Consider the following 22,660-nt stretch of genomic DNA (forward strand, 5'->3'; position numbering starts at 1 on the left):
GGAGGCTTACAATGGATTCTTTCAAAGCTTTAGTTGCTGATAAAACTGACGAAGGTACTGAGATGAGCATCAAGGTGCTCGAAATAGAAGATTTAACCGAAGGTGACGTTTTAATCGACGTTCACTATTCCAGCGTCAATTATAAAGATGGTATGGTGGCGGCAAAAGGTGAAATTGCGGAGTATTTCCCGATTATCCCGGGTATTGATCTTGCCGGTGAAGTTATTGAGTCAAAGGATGACAAGTTTAAAAAAGGGGATGCTGTCATCGCGACGAGCTACAAAATTGGCACGGGAATTTCAGGCGGTTTTTCTGAAATTGCACGTGTTCCCGCCGAATGGGTCGTACCCTTACCTGAAGATATGACTTTAAAAGAGTCGATGGAACTTGGTACAGCCGGTTTAACAGCTGGTATTTCAATTACAAAGCTCGAACAGACAGGCATGCATCCTGATAACGGTGATGTTCTGGTCGCCGGGGCTTCCGGCGGGACAGGCAGTTTATCCGTTAATATGCTGTCTTCAGCAGGTTACAATGTTGTTGCAAGCACCGGCAGTATGGATGAAGTGGACTATTTAAAATCAATCGGCGCAGCAAAAGTCATTCATCGTGATGAAGTGATTAACCAGGATAGCAAACCGGTTATAAAACCTGTCTATCAGGCCGCTATTGACCCGGTCGGCGGCAAGACAACAGAATATATTATTAAGAGCCTTAAACCCGAAGGCGCACTTGCAACATTCGGTCTTGTCGGCGGCATTCAAGTCCGTACAACGGTTCTCCCGTTCATCGGACGCGGCATTCACTGGCTCGGAGTGGACTCCGTTTTTTATCCTATGGAAAAACGTAAAAAAGTCTGGGACAGATTAGCGAATGATTTAAAACTGGACATTCATACAAAAGAAGTCGTCAACGAAGTGAGTCTCGAGGAACTGCCGCAGGTGCTTCACGATATTATCGACGGCAAAGTCAGAGGCCGCACGATTGTTAACTTAAAAAACAGCTAGTTTATGCAACTAGTTTAGAAGAAATTGTAATAGAAACACATGAAAGCACAGCCCATAACGGACAAGCTTCTGTTATACAGGGCCAGCTGAAAAAGTTATAAAATGGCAGCCGCTGCTTACAAAAAAATCCTGAATGGAGTTATCCATTCAGGATTTTCTTTCTTTACTCGAATATAATTTTACCTTCGATTTTAATCTCAGCATCCGCCCTCTTAAGCAGATTACCCACATGACATCCCATATCAGCTGTATTAAATGCGCGTTCTGCAAATTTAATCTCTTCTTCAGTAGCATTTTCCGGCATGGTCACTTCGGGATAATGCACAATTTTTAGCCCTTGATCTTTTGAGTTAACAGCATCCGTTGCCATCGTAAGATTTTTAACCGGCAAATTTCGTGCTGCAGTCAAAGCAATCAGTGTCATTGCATAGCATGATGCAGCAGAAGCAGCCAGCAGTTCAGTCGGATTAGCACCTTCTCCGCTTCCTCCTGACACTGTCGGAATTGCAATCTGCGTATCCATCTTATCAGCTGTAATTTTACCTGTTCCTTTCGTACTGCCGTTCCATACGGTTTTTAAATGAGCCATAGGTACTGCCTCCTTTAGGATGGGTTTAATTTTATATCGTAATAATCTTGCTGACTATATACCCTCTTTTTACTCTCTTTATTATCAAGATATTAGTTAAAAACTTTATTTATAATTTTTCTGAGCACTGCCGGCATCATTTCAAATGCATTTTTCTTATGCAGCCGTTCGGTCATCTTATGCGCGTCCTTCCCGTACGGCCCGATATTCATCACCGGCGCACTCAGCTGCTGCATAGCTTCAAAAGGTATTGAATATGTTTCTCCCCATAGCGGCGCGTTATTTTTAAATGACTGCCAGCCCTTATCTTCGGGGTTATAGTTCACATAACTGAGATCTGAGATGCCGTTGAAGTAATGTTTGCTCGTTACATCATAATTGTATTTGCTCAGCATTTCACTTTTAGCCGCTTCAATCAGTTTTTTCACTAATTCATCATCGGAAGAGTTTACTGCCGGCATATATGGCGGAGCAAACATCAGTACTGTTGCCGGTGCCAGCTCCTGGCAATACTCCATCAGCTGGTCCGCAATCAGCAGGGTAATCTTCCGCTCATCTGCACCATTACTTTCGACCACTTTCCGGATTAATTCATCTGCTTCATCTTTACTGTATTTATCGATAAAGTAATCGAGTACTTCGTGATACTCCAGCACCCTGATGCAGTTCAGCGCTTTTACATTATTGGCCTCACATATTTTTTCATAGTCTGTCCTGCACTCGTGCATCGCATCTTCAGCAATCTCTTTAAACGTCAGCATGACATCTTTTGCCGTCTGAGACAGTGTAAACACATTATATAAGGCGTAGCTGTGATGAGATGTCTGCACATCGTAATTATCTTTTAAATCATTGGCCTGCAGGCAGACCGGCAGCGGGGTTGTTTCACCGTCAAAAGTTTCTTGAAACTTATTCGTGAATTCCATCTTTTTCGTTAAATATGAACCGATGAAATGTGATGTGATGCCGCTCAGCGGCTCACCCGCATGAGTCGGCACACCGTAAAACAGTGCTGCCGGCAATATTTTACCGATTGAACCCGAGTATATGTAATGATTTTCATCATACGGCTCTTGTGTAAATGATGGTTCCCCGTTTAAGAACAATTTTATATTTAGTTTGCGTGCTTTGGATATTTCGAGAATACCGGGCACTGCACTGAGCATGCCTGCAGAACTGACTTCTTCATCAGACACCGTTACAAGCAGTAAATTGACCGGCCATTCTTCACGCACTGCCTGTTCAATTAAGTGCATGTGCAGCGCGAGTCCCATTTTCATATCCATAGTGCCGCGTCCGAATATATATTCATTTGTATATAAATCTTCTTTAGCATCCGGCGTTAAGAAATCCGGATTGTCATAAAAGGCCTGAGTCAGTTTTTCAGGACTGAATGCGAGTTCCTGCAGCTGACCGTATTCTTTAATACCAACTGTATCAAAGTGACTGATCAGCACGACAGTATCGGAGCTTTTATCTGTCTTATATAGGGCTGTGAATGCATTCCTGTCTTTTTTCGCATCAAATAATTTAATGTTTTCCGGGTTGGATTTAAAATAATCCAGCTCTTTAAATTTCTCCGTCAGCTTATAAGGGAAATCAATCTCTCCCTCTGTTCCCGATAAACTTCTCCACTCCGTTAACTCATAAAGCAGCGCTTCAAGCTGTGCTGGTGACTCCCATAAGTATTCTTGCTGTTCCATATGCATAACTCCCTTTGTTTACAATAAAATCGTAGCCGGTATATTTCCCGGGAAACTTTGTTATTCATGCTTTCCTTCTACTTTATATTAAATATCTTAATATTGAAAATATATATAGTATACTCTTTGACAAATGCCATGGAATAATAAAATTCAGGAATTATATTGAGTAAAAGCTGAAGATAGCCTACAATGTATATAATGCAATTTTAAGGGGCCATAGCTCAGCTGGGAGAGCGTTGCGCTGGCAGTGCAAAGGTCAGGGGTTCGAGCCCCCTTGGCTCCACTTACTTAAAACAGCCGTCTCATATTAATATGAGACGGCTGTTTTGTGTTCAGTTTAATTAGTCAGACAGGCTGAGTTAATTTTATTCTTTGTGACTTCTGCCGGGAAATCGACCGGCACTTTCATCCAGGTTTTACCGCGGTCAACTGAATGATAGACACCCTTATTATTAACGCCGTAAAAAACACTCGGTACATCAGATGATGTTAAAAGGTGAGTCACAATCGTACCTTTGCCGTCCGGCAGCCCTTCTGTGACTTTCTGCCACGGTTCATCTTTTTGTTTACGGAAAATTTTCATTTCCGTCTTTTCCCTTTCCGGCATATAAGCGGATGCCGGTCCTCTTGCACCGGAGACAAGAACAGTGTCTTTATCACCCGGGTCAGCTGCGACATGCACTAAATACGTAAAATCACCGAGACCTTCATTATCAGTCTGCCACGATTCTCCTTTATCGTCACTCCATGCATAACCACCTCCGCCTGCTTCATACAGCAGATTATCATCATCAGGATGAATAATCACATTATGCACATCAAACTGCGAGCCGTCTTTACGATCTTCAAATGATTCGCCATTATCAATTGAACGCATAATACCGCCAAGCTCAATGCCGGCCAGAACAAATGATTCATCCATAATACCGCTCGCTATATCTTTAACGTGATGTGTATCAGGACGCGGCGGAAAACTCCATTCGGATTTCGACGGCAGATCCTGAAGTGCAGTCATTTCGGCCCACGTTTCACCATCGTCGGCTGAATAATGAAGTTCGCTCGGTTCGGTTCCGACGTACAGTCTTTTAGACACAGGACTAATATGAAGCGACATGATTCTTTTCGGTAATGCATCCTCTCCGACCGCTTCAAAAGACTCTCCGTTATCCCGGCTCCGAAACAAACCGTCATCGAAAGTCCCGATGTAAATCGTCTCCGACAATTCATCAGCAGCCACTGCACGCACATCATCATAACCTGTTTCTATCTCTTTAATCGACCAGTCCTGCTCTCTGCCTGAAACCCTGAAAATTTTAGATCCTGAAGTAAAATAAATTGAAGTCATTAATATTCCTCCTTAATTAATCTCACATAAAACCTATTTACGTTTAATTGATTTATTCAGCAGCATAACTCCTGTAACAACCATCCACAGCCAGATTGAAGCATAAAGTGCCCTCTGAATTAAGCCTCCCGGCAGCTCAGGAAACACAAGTTGTAAAAATATAAACAGCAGACTCAGTAAATTAAGCATCAGACAGAAATAAGTCCATTTTGATAATTTCGGCATTGTACTTCTAATTGCCCATCCAATAATAATTAAAGCAGGTATTTGAACAAACATTCCCGGCAATGAAGCAAATGTGTGGACTAAAAAGTTTATATCAGCGGGGAATATTCCTGAAAAACTGTAGCTGACTCCGAAAATAACGAGCAGCACAGTCGCTGTTTTGGTTTTCTTGTTATCCGACCAAAATTTATGAAGAAAAATTGCACCGGTAAAAACTGCTATTCCGGTTAAAGTAAACGTCCAGTTCATCGTCAAGTGAGCTGGTGAACAAATTTCATAAGCAGCGAGCTCATATGTATCTATTCCACATATAGTTACACCTAAATCACTCATCGGCTGTTTTAAGAAATTATACGGTACAGTACTTGCTCTAATGACCAAAAGTTCAACGATAAAATATAAACTTAATGTAATCCAGGACAGCGCACCAATAATTTTTGTAACCTCACATTTATCTTTTAATGCTAATGCCGCAATGAACATACTCACGGTTAAGATGCCCATTAATATATAAGACATGACTTCCCCCCTGCACCTGCTGCAAGTTCTATTTAATCATCTTTCACTACCAGTCCCATCAATGCTGCCATCTGAATCGCCTGCACACTCGAAACGATGCATCCTTCCAAATCTTCGCGTTTAATACTTAATGATTCAAAATGAGATGAACTGATATCAATACCTTTAAGCGGCGTATCAACAAATCTGGCTTCTGACAAATCACAATTGTCGAAACCGATATTTTTAAATTTATTATTAAAGAAATCTGCTGTAACCATTCTCGCATTTTCAAACAGCACATTCTCAAGTTTAGATTCGCTTATTCCCGATAAGTTTAACAGTGATTCAGAAAACTTAACGTTTTTAATTCTGGATTCATCGAAACTGACGCCAATCATTTTGCAGTTAACAAATTCAACATTATGGACAGAAGCACCGCTAAATACTGTATTTGAAAAGTCACAGTTAACAAATCTTGTATCAGTTAAATCTGCATTATCAAATTCATTATTCGATAAATTACTATTCTTAATTACGGAGTTATATGAGATTAATCTTCTAAGGTCAGTATCAAGAAATTCAGCATCGTTAATTTCAATACCATCAAATATCTGATCCTCATCATTCACAATTGCTTCATAAGAAACGATTTCTAATTCGCCTGCTATTTTCAATGGTTTTAACTTCATTTTTCTTCCTCACTCTTCATATTTTCATTTATACCCTCATTATAAAAAACCATAACACATTAAGCGTTATGGTCCTTCTGAAAGCATTCTATTTATTTTTAAAGCTGGGTCTCACTTGTCCAGTTTATACAACGGCGTTGTACTCCAATCCACATCTGGTTAATGTTATTCTTTACTCTATGTTCAGATGATAAATGCTAAGGTCCGCTTCAGCGCAAGAAAAACCAGCTTCCTCATTGAGAAAACTGGTTAGAGATTTTTAAGTCCCGTCTGTACTTTTCTTAAAGTTAAATTGTGATAGCAGCGGCAATCCAACCAAAAATAGCCAAAATTCTGCTTGTCGAATATTAAATGCTTTCATGTCCGGTTCTCCAACAAAAATATTCATCGCTATGATTGCCAGCCAAACAGTAATCATTGAAAGCAGCCACTGCTTTCTAGACGTTTGCTTATCTTCAGCAGTGTCTTTTGTTTCGGATTTGTCTGTTTTCTTCTCAAAAATAGCACCGATAAAAATAATCATGAATGCCAGTATTATTGGTCCAAATTGGATATACCACGGAATTCTATGATAAAAATCTGTAACAATCAATATAAACACTGAACTGGACAGTATTATTGTTATAAATGTACTTTTTGACACACTAACAACACCTTAGTAATTATTTAAAGATTCAATCCTTCCTTCAATATCGTTAATTCTGAATATATTCTCTTATCAGCTCGAAAGTATTTTCCAACGCATCGGTATGCGTACGTTCCATGCCGTGGCTGCTTGCCACTCCTGGCCCAATCAGCGCAGCTTTAATGTTCGCACCGCCGCTCATAGCTGCTGATGCGTCGCTGCCGTACATCGGATAGATGTCCACGGCATAACTCAATTCTTTATCTTTTGCATAATTAATCAGTTTAGTCGTCATATCGTAATCATATGGGCCTGACGAGTCTTTCGCGCAAATCGACACGTCATATTCCGTACATTCAAGATCAAGTCCGATGCACCCCATATCCACTGCCAGCAGTTCTGTAATATCTTCTGGAATCCATGCAGCACCGTGACCCACTTCTTCGTAAGTCGAGAAGATAAATTTCAGATTTGTCGACGGCGTTACATTTTCCTGCTTCATCATTTTTAAAATACTGACTAAAATTGCAACTGATGCTTTATCGTCTAAGAAACGCGATTTTATAAAGCCTGAATCCGTAACGACGACTTTCGGATCATAAGCGATAATATCACCATTCTGAATGCCGATATTCTGCACGTCTTCTTTGCTTTCAACACGTTCATCTAATTTTACAATGAGGTTATCGATATCCCGCTCTTTTGTAGCCGCGTCTTTAAATACATGAATTGACGGTGATTTAGACAGAATCGTGCCTGTATATACCTTGTCATCGCGCGTAATAATGTCGCAGTATTCCCCGTCCAGTGTCGGTGTTAAAGGGCCGCCAAGTTTAGTCAGTGACAAAGTGCCGTCTGAGTTAATTGAACGGACCATCAGACCTAAAGTATCCACGTGGGCGCTCAAACCTCTAGTGACTTCAGTATTTTCACCGTCTACCTGAACAATCAGGTTCCCCTTCGGTGTCGTAAGTGTCTCGTAGCCGATGTCTTCAATTGTTTCCCGTAAAAAGCTGACCGCATTAGTCGTGTAGCCTGTCGGACTGTTAATTGATAAAAGCTTTGTCAGGAATGAAATTGTACCGTCTCTTTTAAACATATTGTAAATCCCCTTTGTGTTTAAGTATTTGCCTCAATTATACATTACAGCAGAAAAAAACTCCCCGGCTATGCAGTCAGGAAGTCTTCGAATTTTATGCTTTCATTGTTTTGCTTTTAGCCGTTGCAAGCTGGCCGCCCTCGTCGAGGAAGCGCTCAACACCTTCAGCTGCTCTGTAAGCGAGTGCACCGATTGTCGGTGTCGGGTGGTGTCCGCCAAATTGCGGGAAGGCTGAACCGCCGACGACAAACAAGTTATCAACATCCCACATCTGCAGGTAGTTATTTACAGCAGATGTTTCCGGATCGTCTCCCATTACCACACCGCCTGTATAGTGTCCGCCTGAAAATACATGGTCAAATTCTTCTGCGATTTCATCATCTTCAATGATGTCAGCGCCCATTTCTTCCATGATTTCATGGCATCTGTCTACACCGAATTGTGCGATTGGACGTTCATTTGAACCAAATTTATAAGTAACACGCAGCAACGGATCTCCATACTCATCCTTATACGTCGGATCAAGATCCAGGTAGTTGTGCCAGTACGACATCGCGATGCTGGTATACCATATCTGAAGCGCACTGTAGGCATATTTCAGTGATTCCGCCTTATAATCCGCACCCCAGTTTGATACTTCTCTCGTGTAGTTATTACTGCTTGAAATCGCTCCGAAACCATATTGTCTCAGTTCAATTGCTCCGCCGCCGATAAAGTCGAGATCTGAATGGTCAAAGTTATCTGCCGCGTAGTCATTTACTGCAGCACCTAATGCCCCTGCTCCCATATAAAGATTGAACTTCTTATTTTCAAAGAAACCTCTCACCCCGTGAAAAGCAGAGTTGTGCTGTCCGTTAAAGTTGCGTCCAATCAACCCTTTGCGTGTTTTTGGATCGTACTGTTCACCGATATCGGAGAGCATTAACAGTCTGTTATTTGTAAATGCAAACGCACACAACGCAACAACGTCGGCAGGCTGCTCATATTCTTCTCCTGTTGTTTCATCAACATACATGACGCCTGTAGCTTTTTTAGTATCTTTATCATAAAGAACACGGCGCACGTTTGCACGTGTGCGAAGTTCAAAGTTGTCGTGTCTCATCGCTGTTGGAATAACCGTAGCAAGAGGGTCTGATTTCGCATCAAAGTCACACCCTGCTCTCGTACAGAATGAGCAGTACATGCATGCATTTAACTTTTCTCCATCCGGGTTTTCATAGTTTTGCGACATGTTCCCTGCTGCAATCTGGAATGGATGCAAACCAAGATTCGTCGCAGCATCTTTGAAAATTTTTAGAGACGGTGTTTCATTTAAAGGAGGGTTTGGCCACGGTTTATTTCGTTCAGGTGCCAGCGGATCCTGCTCACCTGAAATTCCTGCCGTATCTTCCCATTTCTCATAATAAGGTTCCAGTTCTTCATAGGTAATTCCCCAGTCCTGAAGGTTCATATCCTCTGGTATCTTATCTTCTCCATAACGGTCGATTGTCTGGCTGCGAATTTCAAATTCATATGGCCAATAACGGTAAGACGCTCCTGCCCAGTGTACACTCGCACCGCCGAGATCTGCACCCAGCTGGTTATCTGCCATCGTTCTGACCGGCAGGGCAGTTTCATCAATTTCATTTCGTGATGTTACCGTATCACCTCGTAATGGCTGCATGATTTCATAACGGTTATCGAACCGCAGTTCGTCTTTTACACCGATATAGTCACTTCTCGTTGCGTGATTACCTTTTTCAAGGCCTACTACTTTTTTACCTGCTTTGGCAAGTTCTGCACTGACTATACCGCCAGCCCAGCCCATGCCGACAACAACAGCTTCAACTTTTTCGAGTTTTTTGGCCATTACATTCCGCCTCCTTGATATGCTCTCAGACTTTCAGGCTCCAGTTCTACGAACTCCTCAGAAGTAATCTTATCCATCCAGCCCATACGCGGTCCCGGATACTGAATCATCTTCCAGCCTTCCATGTTTTTATTGCCGCCGTATACAGGGTCGGCATAGACGCCTTCAATCGTTGTGTTTCTAAGGAGGGAAAAGAATGCTTCCGCACGCATGCCTGGAATTTCGACATCTCCTGATTCGAATGCCTTCAGAACTTCATCCTGTGTATCTCCATCCAGCTTCACAAACTCTTCGTCGTGTTCTTCAACTGCATATTCTCTTAAACGTCTGATTCCGAGTATGAACATTTCACCACGGGTTAGTTTCTCCTGACGGCCGTGTGTATCGGATGCCATTGGCTCGAAAGGTCCCATGCGGTAATCCGTTCCATTCGTTCCCCATGTACCGTAAAGTTGTCTGTCGATGAAATAAGGAACACCGAGTTCAATAGCACCTGGCCCATTATCATCTTCCGGATAAATCCGCTCTGTTGCTGCTGCAAGAGCTGCAAAATCCTCCTGCCTGCTGATGAAAGTACGTGCTGCGAATTCAGGTGCATCAGCGCCGCCTTCGCCGCCCGATGCAGTGTCTCCGCCGGTATCCGTTTCCGCTGTTTCAGATTGCTGATCAGAACCGAATTGGAAACCTGTTAAACCGCCTAAAAGTGCACCTCCGGCAATACCGCCGGCTGCCACACCTGTCGTCTTCAGGAAGTCACGGCGTGAAAATTGTTTTTCATTTTGTTCATTATTACCTGATGTATGTTTGACCATGGAAATTATCCCCCTCTTTTCTTTGATTAAAACATAACGTAATGTCATAGCAAGTTTAATACGCATTCACAAAGTTGTCAAAATTACTAAATAAGCTATAAACCACACTATGTGCATATATAAATATATCATTTATTCATACAAAAAAGTCTGTTATACAGAGTACATACCCCGTAAATCAGACTTTTATATACATATATTTATTGTATTTCCAACAGATATTATCAGCTGGAAATACTTTATGATAAGATAACGATGAATTATTAGGTTGCTTCATCGAAAAATATAACTAAAAGGGATGAAATATATGAGACGTGTTGTGGTAACCGGAATGGGTGCAGTCACCCCGATTGGAATAAATCTGGCTGATATGTGGGCCAATATTGAAGACGGAAATCATGGCTTCAGAACTGTTACCAGGGTTAATCCTGAAAACTATAAAACAATAATTGCAGCTGAAGTTAAAAATTTCGACCCTGAAACAGTAATGACTCGACGGGACTCGAGAAAAATGGATTTATATGCTCAATATGCAATTGCTGCAGCAGATGAAGCTTTTAATATGAGCGGCTATAAAATCAATGAAAATAATGAATATGACACCGGTGTAATTGTCGGTTCCGGCAGCGGCGGTTATATCGCTATGCAGGATAATATAATTAGAATGAATGAAAAAGGACCCAATAAAGTTGAGGCTCTTTTTCACATTAAGACACCGGTTAATATGGCAGCAGCAAATATCGCTATGCGCTTCGGATTAAAAGGGGATTCAATGTCTATTTCAACTGCCTGCGCGAGCGGGACACACTCTATCGGGGAAGCATTTATGAAAATCAGACAGGGACAGCTGACAGCTTGTTTGGCCGGAGGTGCTGAAGGTACTTTAAACGATTCAACCTTCAGCGGTTTTTCAGTACTGAAAGCGATGTCGACTCAAACAAATCCTGATTTGGCCTCTCGTCCATTTGATAAAGAACGCGATGGTTTTATTCCAGGTGAAGGTGCAGGAATTCTAATGCTGGAATCGTTCGACTCCGCAGTTGAACGCGGTGCAAAAATTTATGCAGAAATTACCGGCTATGGTGCAACAACAGATGCTTATCACTTAACAGCTCCACCTTCAGACGGTAAAGGTGCAGGAACAGCAATAAAAAAAGCAATACGCATGGCCCACATTTCTCCGAAAGATATCTCATATATCAATGCACACGGAACCAGTACAGTCCTGAACGATTCCGGTGAAACAAATGCAATTAAATATGCTTTAGGAAAATCTGCGTATGATGTTCCAATCTCCAGTACAAAGAGCTATTTTGGCCACTTATTTGGAGCTGCAGGAAGCACAGAGGCGATTGTCAGCATTCAGGCGATCCTCAATAGTTTCATCCCTCCGACACTTGGACTTAAAAATCGGGATACGGAGTGCGATTTAGATTATGTTCCGTTGACAGGAAGAAAGCAGCAGCTGGAGTATGTTCTGTCCAATTCTATGGGATTTGGCGGACACAATGCTTCACTATTGTTCAAACGATGGAGTGAATAAATATTAACAACAAGGGGATATTCTTATGAAAGCAGCAGTACTTTATGACAGTTCAGCTTATTTAAAATCACCGTTACAAATGAGAAATAATTTATTCAAAGTTGATTTCACCTTAGCTCTTCCGAACGATGAAATAATTGTTGACTCAACAGATGAATCTCATCTGAAAAACTTCTTTGACGAATGGATAAAGGCAGATGTGCCACAGCCTAAAACAGCACAACCAAATATTCAAGATTACCATAATTCTTTTCAACAAATTATTGCAGAAGGTTACGATACTGTTTTTGGCGTGTACTTAAGTTCAAGTGTCAGCGGGACATTCCAAACTGCAGAGGCAGTAAGCAATCAATATCGAGATAGACTTAACATAGTGAATTTTGACGCTGTCGGATTGTCAGTCAATATGGAGCAGCTGATTAAACAAATTACACTTATGATAAATCAGGAATATTCTTTTGATGAAATTAAAGAAACTGCAGAATGGTTAAATTCTGAAAGCCGGTTTTTCATTGCTCTAGAAGAGAATGATAATTTAATTAAAGGCGGCAGAGGACAGGCTTTAAATGAAGTCGCGGGTTCAGCACTCAAAACGAAACCCGTATTGGAATATGTCCCGGGAAATACTCCTGTATTAAAAGAGTCTTTCCGGACAAATAAACGTAGAAATGAAAAGCTTGCTAACATTGCAGCTAAATATCAACAGCAGTATCCCAACCAGGAAATACTTGTCAGTATCGGTCATACCCTGGATGAAAACAAAGCACACAAGTTAAAAAAAGCTGTCCAGAGCATACTCGAAAATCAGCAAATTAATATCTCCATAATTGGTACTGCTTTTTGTTCTCATTTGGGTAAAGGTGCTTTATCATTTGGATTAATGCCAACGATCAAAGGAGTTAAATCCGATGATTAAGCTCGCAGTTGATTGTATGGGCGGTGACTATGGGCCTGAAAAAACGGTAGCAGGCGCATGCCTCATATTAGCTGAAAGAACAGACCTCTACTGCTTATTTTACGGAGACCAAGAAAGAATTGAACAGGAAATCCCTCACGATGCAGACTGTAGCAGAATAGAAATTATCATGTCTGATGAGGAAATAAACAATGAAGATCATCCATTAAAAGCAATTCGAAAGAAACAAAATTCATCTATGGTTAAAGCACTTAAAGCAGTTGCTGACGGTACTGCCGATGCATTTGTATCGGCTGGAAATAGTGGCGCAATTTTCACAGGCAGCCTGTCTATCATCGGCAAACTCCCTGAAGTAAAACGGCCTGCTTCCGTGACGATATTACCGACAACGTCCAAAGTGTCACCCCATTATTTTCTAATTGATTCCGGTGCCAACATTTCTACAAAACCTGAACATTTAGTACAGTATGGAAAACTTGGAAGCAAACTTGCTGAACAAATGCTTGGTGCAGAAAATCCAAGAGTCGGGCTGCTGAATATTGGTGAAGAAGACTCGAAAGGCAATGATTTTACTAAAGAAGCATTCCAGTTGCTGTCAGACTCTAAAGAGTTCAATTTTACCGGAAACGTTGAGCCACACACTCTTATGAATGGCACACATGACATTATACTGACAGATGGATTTACTGGAAATATCATGCTTAAGTCGGTGGAGGGCATGGCTGAAAGTATATTAAATGAACTGCTGGAAAATTTGATTATCAATGCTGATTTAAATGATGATATGAGCAAAACCGTTGAAGCATTTATTCATTCAAGCATCCGGCGCTATACAAATGAAGATGCCGGCGGTGGTTTTATTTTAGGTGCTAAAGCTCCTGTCGTCATTACACATGGTGCTGCTAGCACCACGATGTTCAAAAACAGTATTGATCTGGCAATCACTCTGAAAGAAAGTGATGCTTTTTCAAGTTTAAATGAGTAAATAAAAACATACCGGCTAATTATACAACTACGCAGATCTTTCGACATCTCTACGTAATATTTTAGAAATATGTGTAACATAATTGCAATGATAAGCTTCCTGTGGTAATTTGGCCGTAAGAAATAAAGTTAGATATTCAGGAAGGGGATTTTCATGAAGAAAGTAACTTTATTCAGTTCATTATTAGTCGCAGGCGCATTGACGTTTACAGGAGTCAATAACACAGCACAGGCGGACGAAATTGAATACGATGGCGCGAGAACCGTTTGGGGAACAGTAGTAGATGCAGAAAGCGATCTGAATGGCGACGGCTGGTCAAACGGCGGATACAGTCTGGACTGGCTGCCGGATAACCAGAGAGAAAGAATTTCAGAACTGACAGACCAACGTCAGGCTGGTGAGATTACACAGGTTGAATATAACGAAATAGTCACAGACATTTTTGATGAAGAACACGCACTGATTAACGGACCCTACGGCGGTATTGAAACAACTGAAGAGAATCTGGCCAGTGTTGCATTTAATGCACCGAAAACATTAGATGCGGCACCTGTAAAAGATGAACCATACAACTATAACTTTGTATACGACGGATATGAGTTTGATTTTTCTTACGATGGAAACTCATGGACATGGGGATATGAGGAAGTAAACAAAGAATACACTGATGAAGAGCTAATTCATCTCGTTCACAATAACCCCGAGATTTTAAACGAAGCACCGGTTAAAGATGGCGCTTATGACTTTAAAATATCGGATGACAAATACGTTTATCATTTCGCATCAGACGGTGAAGAATGGACATGGTCTTACGAGAATAAATAACAGTTAAATTTCAGGAAGGTGTTTTCCAATGAAAAAAGTAACTTTATTAGGCTCACTCTTAGTAGCAGGGACATTAACATTCACGGGACTAAGCGGCACAGCACAGGCGGATGAAGAAGAAGGTGCCAAAACTGTCTGGGGCGAAGTGCTGCCGGCAGAAACTGATCCGGATGGTGACGGCTGGGCAAATACCGGATTTGACCCTACTTGGATGTCACAAGAAGGACAGAACAGAATTAATGGGCTCGCAGAGTCTAAAGACAGTGGAGAAATATCACAAGTAGAGTTTAACGAAGCAGTCGCAGAGATTTTTCAAATAGAACAAGCACTTCAGATGGACGGCCCTAATGAAAATGCTAATGCAGAGAATGACTCACAAGCAATGGTGCCTCATCAAAAAGTTGATGCTATGGATATAGATGTCACAAAGGAAAATCTGGCTAAACTGGCACTGTATTCACCGGCTGCACTTGATGCTGCACCGGTACAGGAAGAGCCTTACAACTATAACTTTATCTACGGTGATTATGAATTCCATTTCTCATATGACGGCACCTACTGGAACTGGTCATATGATGAATTAACGAAAGACTTCACAGACGATGAACTGTTGTATCTTGTTCACAACAATCCTGAAGTGTTAAATGAAAATCCGGTGCAAGCCGGCAAATATGACTTTAAAATATCGGATGACAATTATGTTTATCACTTCATGTCAGATGGCAAAAAGTGGGAATGGTCGTATGAAGAAAAATAATATTAAATAATGAAGCGAACATACTGCAGGAAATCTTCCTGCAGTATGTTTTTTTCTGTAAAACGAGTATAATTAATAAATACATTGAATGAACGAGAGGATGAATATTTTTGGCAAAAAGTATTGTACTTGCTGAAAAACCTTCAGTAGCACGTGACATTGCCCGTGTGCTGAACTGCAGTAAAAAAGGTAATGGTTATTTAGAAGGCAGTAAATATATTGTGACCTGGGCACTTGGACATTTAGTGACGCTCCAGGACCCTGAAAAATATGATACAAAATATCAAAAGTGGGAACTCAACGATTTACCTATGCTCCCTGCCCCGCTGAAATTGACTCATATTCCTAAAACAACGAAACAATTCAAAGCTGTGCAATCGCAACTGAAACGTCAGGATGTTGATGAGATTATCATCGCAACAGATGCCGGACGTGAGGGTGAACTCGTTGCCCGCTGGATTCTCGATTATGCGAAAGTAAATAAGCCGGTAAAACGTCTCTGGATTTCTTCAGTTACTGATAAAGCGATTGCGAATGGATTTAAAAGTCTTCAGCCTGGAAACAAATTCATTAATCTTTATCAGGCAGCCGCTGCAAGAAGTGAAGCTGACTGGTATGTCGGTTTAAATGCGACCCGCGCACTGACAACAAAACACAACGCCCAGCTTAACTGCGGCCGTGTACAGACACCAACACTCGCAATTATTCAGGCGCGGGAAGAGACAATTAAAAACTTTAAACCGAAAACGTTCTACGGACTTGATGTCGTTACGGATAAACTGACTTTTAAATGGACAGACGGCAAAGGCTACTCTACTTTCGATGAAAATCAAATCGATAAAGTCAGCCAAAAGCTGAATGCTGCATCATTAATTGTTAAAGACGTTCAAAAGAAGAAAAAGAAACAATTCGCTCCTGGTCTGTATGATCTGACAGAACTGCAGAGAGATGCCAATAAGATATTCGGTATGTCTGCAAAAGAAACACTGCAGACGATGCAGGCTCTGTATGAACGTCACAAAGTACTAACCTATCCAAGAACGGACTCTAAATTTATTTCGGAAGATATCGTGGATACATTAAAAGAGAGAGTCGAAGTCAGCGGCATCGGTCAGTTCAGTAAAGTTGCCGCACGTGTTTTAAGAGCACCGCTTAAAACAAACAGCTCCTTCGTCAACGACAGCAAGGTAAGCGATCACCATGCTATTATTCCAACTGAAAGTCCGGTTTTCCTTGCTGACTTTACAGAACGCGAAAAACGGATTTATGAATTAGTTGTTCAGAGATTTATAAGTGTGCTGCTGCCGCCGTATGAGTATGAAGTGACAACTGTCACTGCTGAAATCAACGGTGAACAACTCGAAGCAAAATACAACAGAGTATTAAATCAGGGCTTCAAAATTGTTTATAAAGAAGAATCATCTGACATTACAACTGATGTAAAACAAGGTGATAAACTGACTGTAAACAAAATCAGGAAAACAACAGGCGAAACAACCCCGCCTGCACGTTTCACGGAAGCATCACTGCTTCAAGCTATGGAAAACCCTGCGAAATACTTCCAGATGGACAAAGAACATAAGAAAACACTGGCAGAATCCGGCGGGCTTGGCACAGTCGCAACACGGGCAGATATTATCGATAAACTGTTCAATACTTTCTATCTCGAGAAGAACGGCCAGGCAATTAAACTCACTTCAAAAGGAAAACAGCTTTTAGATCTGGCACCGGAGATCTTAAAATCCCCTGTCACTACTGCTGAATGGGAGACCCAGCTTGAACAGATTGAAAAAGGTAAAATGAACAGACAGAAGTTTATCGAAGATATGAAAGAACATACGAAAGAGATTGTCAGAGAAATCAAGGCGAGCGAGAAGAAATTCAAGCACGATAATCTGACAGGCAGAGACTGTCCTGAATGCGGCAAACCGCTGCTGGAAGTCAAAGGCAAAAAAGGCACGATGCACGTATGCCAGGACAGAGAATGCGGATATAAACGCAACGTAGAAAAAATAACGAACGCCAGATGTCCAAAATGTAAGAAGAAAATGACGCTGAGCGGCTCAGGTGACGGGCAGGTTTTCAGATGTGTCTGCGGTCACCGTGAAAAAATGTCGAGCTTTGAAGCGCGGAAGAAAAAAGAAAATAAAGGCCGTGTGGATAAGAAAACCGTTAATAAATATGTGAATCAGAAAGAAGAACCGATAAATAATGCACTGGCAGAACAGCTGAAGAAACTGAAGCTGGATAACTAATATCTGCTAACACTGGAGAGAATGTTATGGACAGCGGGATATTCACTTTTGCAGTTATACCAATCATTGTGCTCGCTGTATTTATATCAGTTCAGCTGCTTAGACAGAAAATATATAAACCTGAATATGAGGGCGCTGTACAAAAACCCGGCAAATGGGAACGGGTAATATTGTTTGTCATTATTTGTATTAATATCATTTCAATACTGGGCACAATCATGGGTATACTGATTCAGGAAACAGAGATGATGCTTGTATTTGGAGTGATGACGCTGTTCTTCTCGCTGATTATTCTGGTGCTGAGAAGAGCGTATAATACTTCCTATCAGGAAAACAAAGAGTACTTTGTATTACACACCCATAATAAAAAATATAAAGTGTTTTATGAGAACATTACCGACTGGCGACCATCTTATAATGAAATATCAGTCCTGGATTCGAGCCGGTCAGATGGAAAATATATAAGAGTAAATCTTAAAATTTTTAAACCGGAAATTCTGCTGAGGAAAATGGCCGATATGGCATTTGAAGAGAAGTTCCCTACTGAGGATGGAAACGACCCGTATAAAAAAGCAGAAACAATTTATTATATAGCCAATTACGGTTACAAATATCTTGTAGAAGATTATCTTGAAGTATTGGAAGATAGATAAACAAAAAATAACCCTTCAACAATCGCTTAGCAGTGAAAGTTGGAGGGTATTATTATGATTTTCATCAGTTTTAAGAGAGATATTGTATCTAAAGCAATTGGGATACACATGAAACGATGTCATGCCAACCCTAAAGGTTTGGGATACACATGAGACGATCTCACGCCAACCCTAAAGGTTTGGGATACACATGAGACGATCTCACGCCAACCCTAAAGGTTTGGGATACACATGAGACGATGTCACGCCAACCCCAAAGGTTTTGGGTACATATGAAACGATCTCACGCCAACCCCAGCCAAAAATTTAAATCTGTAAAGTTCAATATTACTTATCAAACATATATCCATTCAATTTCAACGGTTCAATATATTCCCCGTCTTTATACACGCGCATGTTGCCGCCTGAAATTTCATCAATCAGCAGCACTTCACCTGTTTCTTCGTCACGGCCGAATTCCAGTTTGATGTCGTATAAATCCAGTCCTTTTTCAGCAAGCTCATCTTTTACCACTTCACTAATTTTAACCGTTAAGTCCGCGATTTCTTTGTACTCATCCGCACTTAAAATATTCAGCGCCTCAAGCGCTGCTTCATTAATAAACGGGTCCTGTCTTTCATCGTCCTTTAAAGTCACTTCAACATAAGCAGGGAGTTCAGCACCCTCTTCAATATAATCTCCGTAACGTCGGATAAAACTGCCTACTGCTTTAAAACGGCAGATTACTTCCAGCCCTTCTCCGAAAACAGATATTTTTTTAACTCTCATCTCGCGGTTTTCAACATCTGCACTTACGTAATGCGTCGGGATACCTGCTGCATTTAATTTTTCGAAGAAAAAGCTTGTCATTTGAAGGCCCGCAATTCCAGATCCTTCAACTTTTAAACCGACCTGATTCTCGCCCGGATCAAATACACCGTCTTTACCCGTCATATCATCTTTAAAATATAAAACAATTTCGCCATTATTATCTTTGTAAACGTCTTTGGTCTTACCCCGGTAAATTAAATCCAATTGAATACACTCCTATAATCAATTTATCTTGTTTCATATTTTACTTGTTAAAATTGAGTTAATCAAGTTAGATAACGAATATAATTTTATATAAATTATAAAACGTTCGGATTATAAAGGTTTTTGACGATAATAAATGGTTTTTTTAAATGCAACATACGATTTTACCTATTTACTCTTTTAAGCCACACTTTTTCCAAATAACCTGTACCAAACAGCACACCCGCCACGATAAATACAAAGCCAATCAGTTGGGACGGTTCAATCACTTCGTTTAGAAAAATCACAGAGAACAGGACACCAAAGAATGGAACAAAGTTATTAAAAATTGCCGTTTTTGATGCACCAATCTTTTGTATTGCCGAGTTAAATACCATGTGTCCGATTCCCGTCGCAAAGATACCCGAAGCAAAGAGCACGACATACACTCCTGCAGAAGCTGTCGTCATTTCTGATAAGCGTCCAGGTTCTAAAACAAGAGCAATAAGAAGCAGGCCGATTGATCCCGCTAAGTTCATAATCGCTGTGACAGCTTTTGAGTCCAGTGTTGCAGTCGCTTTTTTAATGAAAATAAAACTGATTGCCTGAGAAAACATCGAAATAAACAAAAATATCTCACCTGAAGATAACTTAAGTCCTGAAAGTGAGCCGCCCTGAATAAAGAAGACGCCTGCCAATGCTAATATGAAACCCAATACTCTCATTTTTGTCAGCTGCTCACCTAAAAACATCATACCGAGAACGGCGGTTGCCAAAGGGACTAACGATAAAATCAGCGATCCAGTTGAGGCTGCTGTTGTTACAAGTCCCAAAGCCAGTGTGAGGTGATGCAGAATAACACCGAAAGTCATACCGAATAGTGTAAAGATCCACTCTCTTATCGTTAATCCCCTGAGTGATTTAGCGAAGTAAACAATGATTATTGCTGTAATACCGGCTATCATAATACGAAAAGCTGTCATCGTCTGAGGCGGTAAATTTTCTACGAGCACTTTTAAGAATACAACGTTCAAACCCCAAATTGCAGTAATTAAAAAAACAAGTCCATAAGTTAACCATAATCCCTGCTGCTTCACACATTCACCACCATTTTTATTTCATTAAACATATCATACTTATAGTTTTAATTATAAGACAGGGAAAGATATAAAATAATGGAGAACGAGCTCTATTCCAAAAACTTATCCCTTTTAGAGGAAAATAATGGCATGCCGACTTCTATATTCATCCCGCAGGATACTTTCGGTGTCTTTATTAACGGTACACTCGTCGTAACTGCCAGACACCCTATCTTCCAGTACAAGATGATAGTCTAATTGTTCTTTCTTCGCTGCCGATAAAGTTAGCCTGCAATGATTAGATTGCACAGCTCCTCAAGTCATTAACGTATCAGCATCATTCTTTAAAGCATCAGCAATCAAAATTCCAATTTTTTTATTCCCTCCGCCGGCTAAACCGAGCTGATCATCTCTTTTTATATAAATATCAGGACCATTTAAAAGCTTGGAAAGATTTTCTAAGTATTCAATGGGTGTGGGTCCATTTGTATAATTTCTTCTGGGTATACTTGTTAAATTCAAACTGACGACCTCCAATATTATTATTAAAATAATGTCATCTATATATTTTAATAGTACGATACCCTGTTAAAGCCTAAATGATATAAAAAAGAGCCAAAAACCTTATATCAAGGTTTTTGGCTCTCGTCTATTTATTCCCACTCAATCGTAGCCGGCGGCTTGCTCGTAATATCGTAAACCACGCGGTTGATGTGTTTGGATTCATTAACTAAACGCTTAGAGATTTTCTCAAGCACGTTCCAGTCAATTCTCGCAAAGTCACTCGTCATACCGTCGATGCTTGTTACAGCTCTGATTCCAATCGTATAGTCATACGTTCTGTAATCTCCTGTCACACCGACTGAACGAATATTCGGCAGCACCGTGAAGTATTGCCAGATATCTCTTTCAAGTCCTGCTTTTGCGATTTCATCTCTTAAAATCCAGTCACTTTCTCTGACGATTTCAAGTTTTTCTTCTGTAATCTCACCAAGAACACGGATACCAAGTCCCGGACCTGGGAATGGCTGTCTCCATACTAAGTGTTCTGGAATTCCGAGTTCAATACCAAGTTCACGTACTTCATCTTTAAACAGCGTGTTTAACGGTTCAATCAGCTGGAACTGCATATCTTCAGGCAGTCCGCCCACGTTGTGGTGCGATTTGATTGTCGTTGCTGTTTCCGTACCTGACTCTATGATATCAGTGTACAGCGTGCCTTGTGCAAGGTAGTCCACATCTGTAAGTTTAGATGCTTCGTCATCGAATACGTAAATAAATTCGTTGCCGATAATTTTACGTTTCTGTTCCGGATCTGATACGCCTTTAAGTTTCGACATGAAACGGTCTTTCGCATCTACTCTGATGATGTTCATGTTGAAGCCTTCACCAAACTGCTCCATTACCATGTCGCCTTCACCTTTACGAAGAAGACCGTGGTCGACAAAAATACATGTCAGCTGGTCGCCGATTGCTTTATGAAGAAGTACCGCTGTTACTGATGAGTCTACACCGCCGCTCATCGCACATAAGACTTTTTTGTCTCCGACTGTTTCACGGATTTTATCGATTTCGATATCGATAAAGTTATCCATCGTCCAGTCTCCTGTGCAGTCACAAATATCACGGATAAAGTTCTTCAGGAACTGCTCGCCGTTTTGCGTGTGTTTTGATTCCGGATGGAACTGAACACCATAAAATGGTTTTTCATCGTGTTTAACTGCAGCATTCGGACATAATACTGTTTCAGCGATAACCGAGAAGCCGTCACCGAGTCGTGTAACTTTGTCGCCGTGGCTCATTAAGACTGATTCAATCTTCTCCCAGCCTTTAAAGATATCCACTTCGTTGTTTAAGTTCATTTCTGTCACGCCGGATTCTTTCTGATCTGAATTCACGACTTCTCCGCCGTTCAGCTGCATCATCAGCTGCATACCGTAGCAGATACCGAGGACCGGTATGCCGAGTTCAAATACTTCAGGGTCTACTGTAAATGCATCGTCTGCATATACTGAACGCGGTCCGCCAGACAGAATAATTCCTTTGGGTTCAAGTTCTTTAATTTCTTCGATTGTAATACTCGGGTTGTGCAGTTCACTGTACACGCCAAGTTCACGTATACGGCGCGTAATCAGCTGGTTATACTGACTGCCGTAATCAATTACTAAAATAAGTTCCTGCTCTTTAGCCATTTCCATGAAAGAATT

The 22,660-nt window shown here is 41.0% G+C and carries 21 protein-coding genes and 1 tRNA gene; 9 read left to right on the forward strand and 13 right to left on the reverse strand.

The features are described from left to right. Positions 1–11 precede the first annotated feature (11 nt). Positions 12–1,007 (forward strand): acryloyl-CoA reductase, encoded by a 996-nt coding sequence (locus IR135_RS04915; RefSeq protein ID WP_135097251.1) that lies wholly within the window; start codon positions 12–14, stop codon positions 1,005–1,007. Positions 1,008–1,170: 163 nt separating this feature from the next. Here the strand turns inward: IR135_RS04915 and IR135_RS04920 are convergent, their stop codons facing one another. Further along, complete coding sequence (locus IR135_RS04920) at positions 1,171–1,596, reverse strand: OsmC family protein (RefSeq protein ID WP_135097253.1); 426 nt, start codon at positions 1,594–1,596, stop codon at positions 1,171–1,173. Positions 1,597–1,688: 92 nt separating this feature from the next. Then, entirely contained in the window at positions 1,689–3,299 is a 1,611-nt protein-coding gene (locus IR135_RS04925) for a M20/M25/M40 family metallo-hydrolase (RefSeq protein WP_135097255.1), read from the reverse strand. Between the two features lie 213 nt (positions 3,300–3,512). On the opposite strand from IR135_RS04925, the gene IR135_RS04930 reads away from it, so the two are divergent. Further along, positions 3,513–3,585, forward strand: a tRNA-Ala gene (locus tag IR135_RS04930). Positions 3,586–3,639: 54 nt separating this feature from the next. On the opposite strand, the gene IR135_RS04935 is transcribed toward IR135_RS04930, so the two are convergent. The 7 genes from IR135_RS04935 to IR135_RS04965 all read right to left on the reverse strand — a co-directional run bounded on the left by IR135_RS04935 (position 3,640) and on the right by IR135_RS04965 (position 10,447). Further along, the gene (locus tag IR135_RS04935; protein WP_135097257.1) at positions 3,640–4,647 is read right to left on the reverse strand and encodes a WD40/YVTN/BNR-like repeat-containing protein; all 1,008 of its coding nucleotides are present in this window, start codon (positions 4,645–4,647) and stop codon (positions 3,640–3,642) included. Between the two features lie 33 nt (positions 4,648–4,680). Then, the gene (locus IR135_RS04940) at positions 4,681–5,391 is read right to left on the reverse strand and encodes a DUF998 domain-containing protein (protein WP_135097259.1); all 711 of its coding nucleotides are present in this window, start codon (positions 5,389–5,391) and stop codon (positions 4,681–4,683) included. Between the two features lie 32 nt (positions 5,392–5,423). Then, a complete protein-coding gene (locus tag IR135_RS04945; protein ID WP_135097261.1) occupies positions 5,424–6,062 on the reverse strand; it encodes a pentapeptide repeat-containing protein in 639 nt (212 codons plus the stop codon). A gap of 259 nt (positions 6,063–6,321) precedes the next feature. Further along, positions 6,322–6,705 (reverse strand): hypothetical protein, encoded by a 384-nt coding sequence (locus tag IR135_RS04950; RefSeq protein ID WP_135097263.1) that lies wholly within the window; start codon positions 6,703–6,705, stop codon positions 6,322–6,324. 52 nt (positions 6,706–6,757) lie between these two features. Further along, complete coding sequence (locus IR135_RS04955) at positions 6,758–7,786, reverse strand: M42 family metallopeptidase (RefSeq protein ID WP_115885600.1); 1,029 nt, start codon at positions 7,784–7,786, stop codon at positions 6,758–6,760. Between the two features lie 94 nt (positions 7,787–7,880). Then, the gene (locus IR135_RS04960) at positions 7,881–9,635 is read right to left on the reverse strand and encodes a GMC family oxidoreductase (RefSeq protein ID WP_135097265.1); all 1,755 of its coding nucleotides are present in this window, start codon (positions 9,633–9,635) and stop codon (positions 7,881–7,883) included. Then, complete coding sequence (locus tag IR135_RS04965; protein WP_135097267.1) at positions 9,635–10,447, reverse strand: gluconate 2-dehydrogenase subunit 3 family protein; 813 nt, start codon at positions 10,445–10,447, stop codon at positions 9,635–9,637. Before IR135_RS04965 ends, IR135_RS04960 begins: the two co-directional genes overlap by 1 nt. A gap of 307 nt (positions 10,448–10,754) precedes the next feature. Between IR135_RS04965 and fabF the strand changes: the two genes are divergently transcribed. From fabF to IR135_RS05000, 7 genes are all read left to right on the forward strand, one after another. Further along, a complete protein-coding gene (fabF, locus tag IR135_RS04970) occupies positions 10,755–11,990 on the forward strand; it encodes a beta-ketoacyl-ACP synthase II (protein WP_167753365.1) in 1,236 nt (411 codons plus the stop codon). 25 nt (positions 11,991–12,015) lie between these two features. After that, positions 12,016–12,906, forward strand: coding sequence for a DegV family protein (locus IR135_RS04975; protein ID WP_135097270.1), 891 nt, complete (start codon positions 12,016–12,018; stop codon positions 12,904–12,906). Next, the gene (gene plsX, locus IR135_RS04980) at positions 12,899–13,891 is read left to right on the forward strand and encodes a phosphate acyltransferase PlsX (protein WP_135097272.1); all 993 of its coding nucleotides are present in this window, start codon (positions 12,899–12,901) and stop codon (positions 13,889–13,891) included. The genes IR135_RS04975 and plsX overlap by 8 nt, the downstream gene beginning before the upstream one ends. 153 nt (positions 13,892–14,044) lie before the next feature. After that, positions 14,045–14,716, forward strand: a complete 672-nt coding sequence (locus tag IR135_RS04985; RefSeq protein WP_135097274.1) for a hypothetical protein — start codon at positions 14,045–14,047, stop codon at positions 14,714–14,716. 28 nt (positions 14,717–14,744) lie between these two features. Further along, on the forward strand, positions 14,745–15,473 hold the full coding sequence (locus IR135_RS04990) for a hypothetical protein (RefSeq protein ID WP_135097276.1): 729 nt from the start codon (positions 14,745–14,747) through the stop codon (positions 15,471–15,473). Positions 15,474–15,583: 110 nt separating this feature from the next. Then, positions 15,584–17,728 (forward strand): DNA topoisomerase III, encoded by a 2,145-nt coding sequence (locus IR135_RS04995; RefSeq protein WP_135097278.1) that lies wholly within the window; start codon positions 15,584–15,586, stop codon positions 17,726–17,728. Between the two features lie 26 nt (positions 17,729–17,754). Further along, complete coding sequence (locus IR135_RS05000) at positions 17,755–18,381, forward strand: hypothetical protein (RefSeq protein WP_135097280.1); 627 nt, start codon at positions 17,755–17,757, stop codon at positions 18,379–18,381. Between the two features lie 327 nt (positions 18,382–18,708). Here the strand turns inward: IR135_RS05000 and IR135_RS05005 are convergent, their stop codons facing one another. The 4 genes from IR135_RS05005 to guaA all read right to left on the reverse strand — a co-directional run bounded on the left by IR135_RS05005 (position 18,709) and on the right by guaA (position 22,651). Continuing rightward, positions 18,709–19,395 carry a phosphoribosylaminoimidazolesuccinocarboxamide synthase gene (locus IR135_RS05005; protein WP_135097282.1) on the reverse strand — a complete coding sequence of 229 codons (687 nt, stop codon included), beginning with the start codon at positions 19,393–19,395 and terminating at the stop codon, positions 18,709–18,711. A 164-nt stretch (positions 19,396–19,559) separates the two neighbouring features. Then, positions 19,560–20,471 (reverse strand): DMT family transporter, encoded by a 912-nt coding sequence (locus IR135_RS11735; RefSeq protein WP_135097284.1) that lies wholly within the window; start codon positions 20,469–20,471, stop codon positions 19,560–19,562. Positions 20,472–20,768: 297 nt separating this feature from the next. Next, positions 20,769–20,975, reverse strand: a complete 207-nt coding sequence (locus IR135_RS05015) for a hypothetical protein (protein ID WP_135097286.1) — start codon at positions 20,973–20,975, stop codon at positions 20,769–20,771. 131 nt (positions 20,976–21,106) lie between these two features. Further along, complete coding sequence (gene guaA / locus IR135_RS05020; RefSeq protein WP_135097288.1) at positions 21,107–22,651, reverse strand: glutamine-hydrolyzing GMP synthase; 1,545 nt, start codon at positions 22,649–22,651, stop codon at positions 21,107–21,109. Between the last annotated feature and the right edge of the window lie 9 nt (positions 22,652–22,660).

Origin of the sequence: Jeotgalicoccus nanhaiensis (assembly GCF_015235105.1) — a bacterium.
GTDB lineage: Bacteria > Bacillota > Bacilli > Staphylococcales > Salinicoccaceae > Jeotgalicoccus > Jeotgalicoccus nanhaiensis.

What these genes read in the sequence shown, in the direction of transcription:
- IR135_RS04915 (WP_135097251.1), top strand. Translation starts at nt 12, where the DNA reads ATGGATTCTTTCAAAGCTTTAGTTGCTGATAAAACTGACGAAGGTACT.
- IR135_RS04920 (WP_135097253.1), bottom strand. Translation starts at nt 1,596, where the DNA reads ATGGCTCATTTAAAAACCGTATGGAACGGCAGTACGAAAGGAACAGGT.
- IR135_RS04925 (WP_135097255.1), bottom strand. Translation starts at nt 3,299, where the DNA reads ATGGAACAGCAAGAATACTTATGGGAGTCACCAGCACAGCTTGAAGCG.
- IR135_RS04935 (WP_135097257.1), bottom strand. Translation starts at nt 4,647, where the DNA reads ATGACTTCAATTTATTTTACTTCAGGATCTAAAATTTTCAGGGTTTCA.
- IR135_RS04940 (WP_135097259.1), bottom strand. Translation starts at nt 5,391, where the DNA reads ATGTCTTATATATTAATGGGCATCTTAACCGTGAGTATGTTCATTGCG.
- IR135_RS04945 (WP_135097261.1), bottom strand. Translation starts at nt 6,062, where the DNA reads ATGAAGTTAAAACCATTGAAAATAGCAGGCGAATTAGAAATCGTTTCT.
- IR135_RS04955 (WP_115885600.1), bottom strand. Translation starts at nt 7,786, where the DNA reads ATGTTTAAAAGAGACGGTACAATTTCATTCCTGACAAAGCTTTTATCA.
- IR135_RS04960 (WP_135097265.1), bottom strand. Translation starts at nt 9,635, where the DNA reads ATGGCCAAAAAACTCGAAAAAGTTGAAGCTGTTGTTGTCGGCATGGGC.
- IR135_RS04965 (WP_135097267.1), bottom strand. Translation starts at nt 10,447, where the DNA reads ATGGTCAAACATACATCAGGTAATAATGAACAAAATGAAAAACAATTT.
- fabF (WP_167753365.1), top strand. Translation starts at nt 10,755, where the DNA reads ATGAGACGTGTTGTGGTAACCGGAATGGGTGCAGTCACCCCGATTGGA.
- IR135_RS04975 (WP_135097270.1), top strand. Translation starts at nt 12,016, where the DNA reads ATGAAAGCAGCAGTACTTTATGACAGTTCAGCTTATTTAAAATCACCG.
- plsX (WP_135097272.1), top strand. Translation starts at nt 12,899, where the DNA reads ATGATTAAGCTCGCAGTTGATTGTATGGGCGGTGACTATGGGCCTGAA.
- IR135_RS04985 (WP_135097274.1), top strand. Translation starts at nt 14,045, where the DNA reads ATGAAGAAAGTAACTTTATTCAGTTCATTATTAGTCGCAGGCGCATTG.
- IR135_RS04990 (WP_135097276.1), top strand. Translation starts at nt 14,745, where the DNA reads ATGAAAAAAGTAACTTTATTAGGCTCACTCTTAGTAGCAGGGACATTA.
- IR135_RS05000 (WP_135097280.1), top strand. Translation starts at nt 17,755, where the DNA reads ATGGACAGCGGGATATTCACTTTTGCAGTTATACCAATCATTGTGCTC.
- guaA (WP_135097288.1), bottom strand. Translation starts at nt 22,651, where the DNA reads ATGGAAATGGCTAAAGAGCAGGAACTTATTTTAGTAATTGATTACGGC.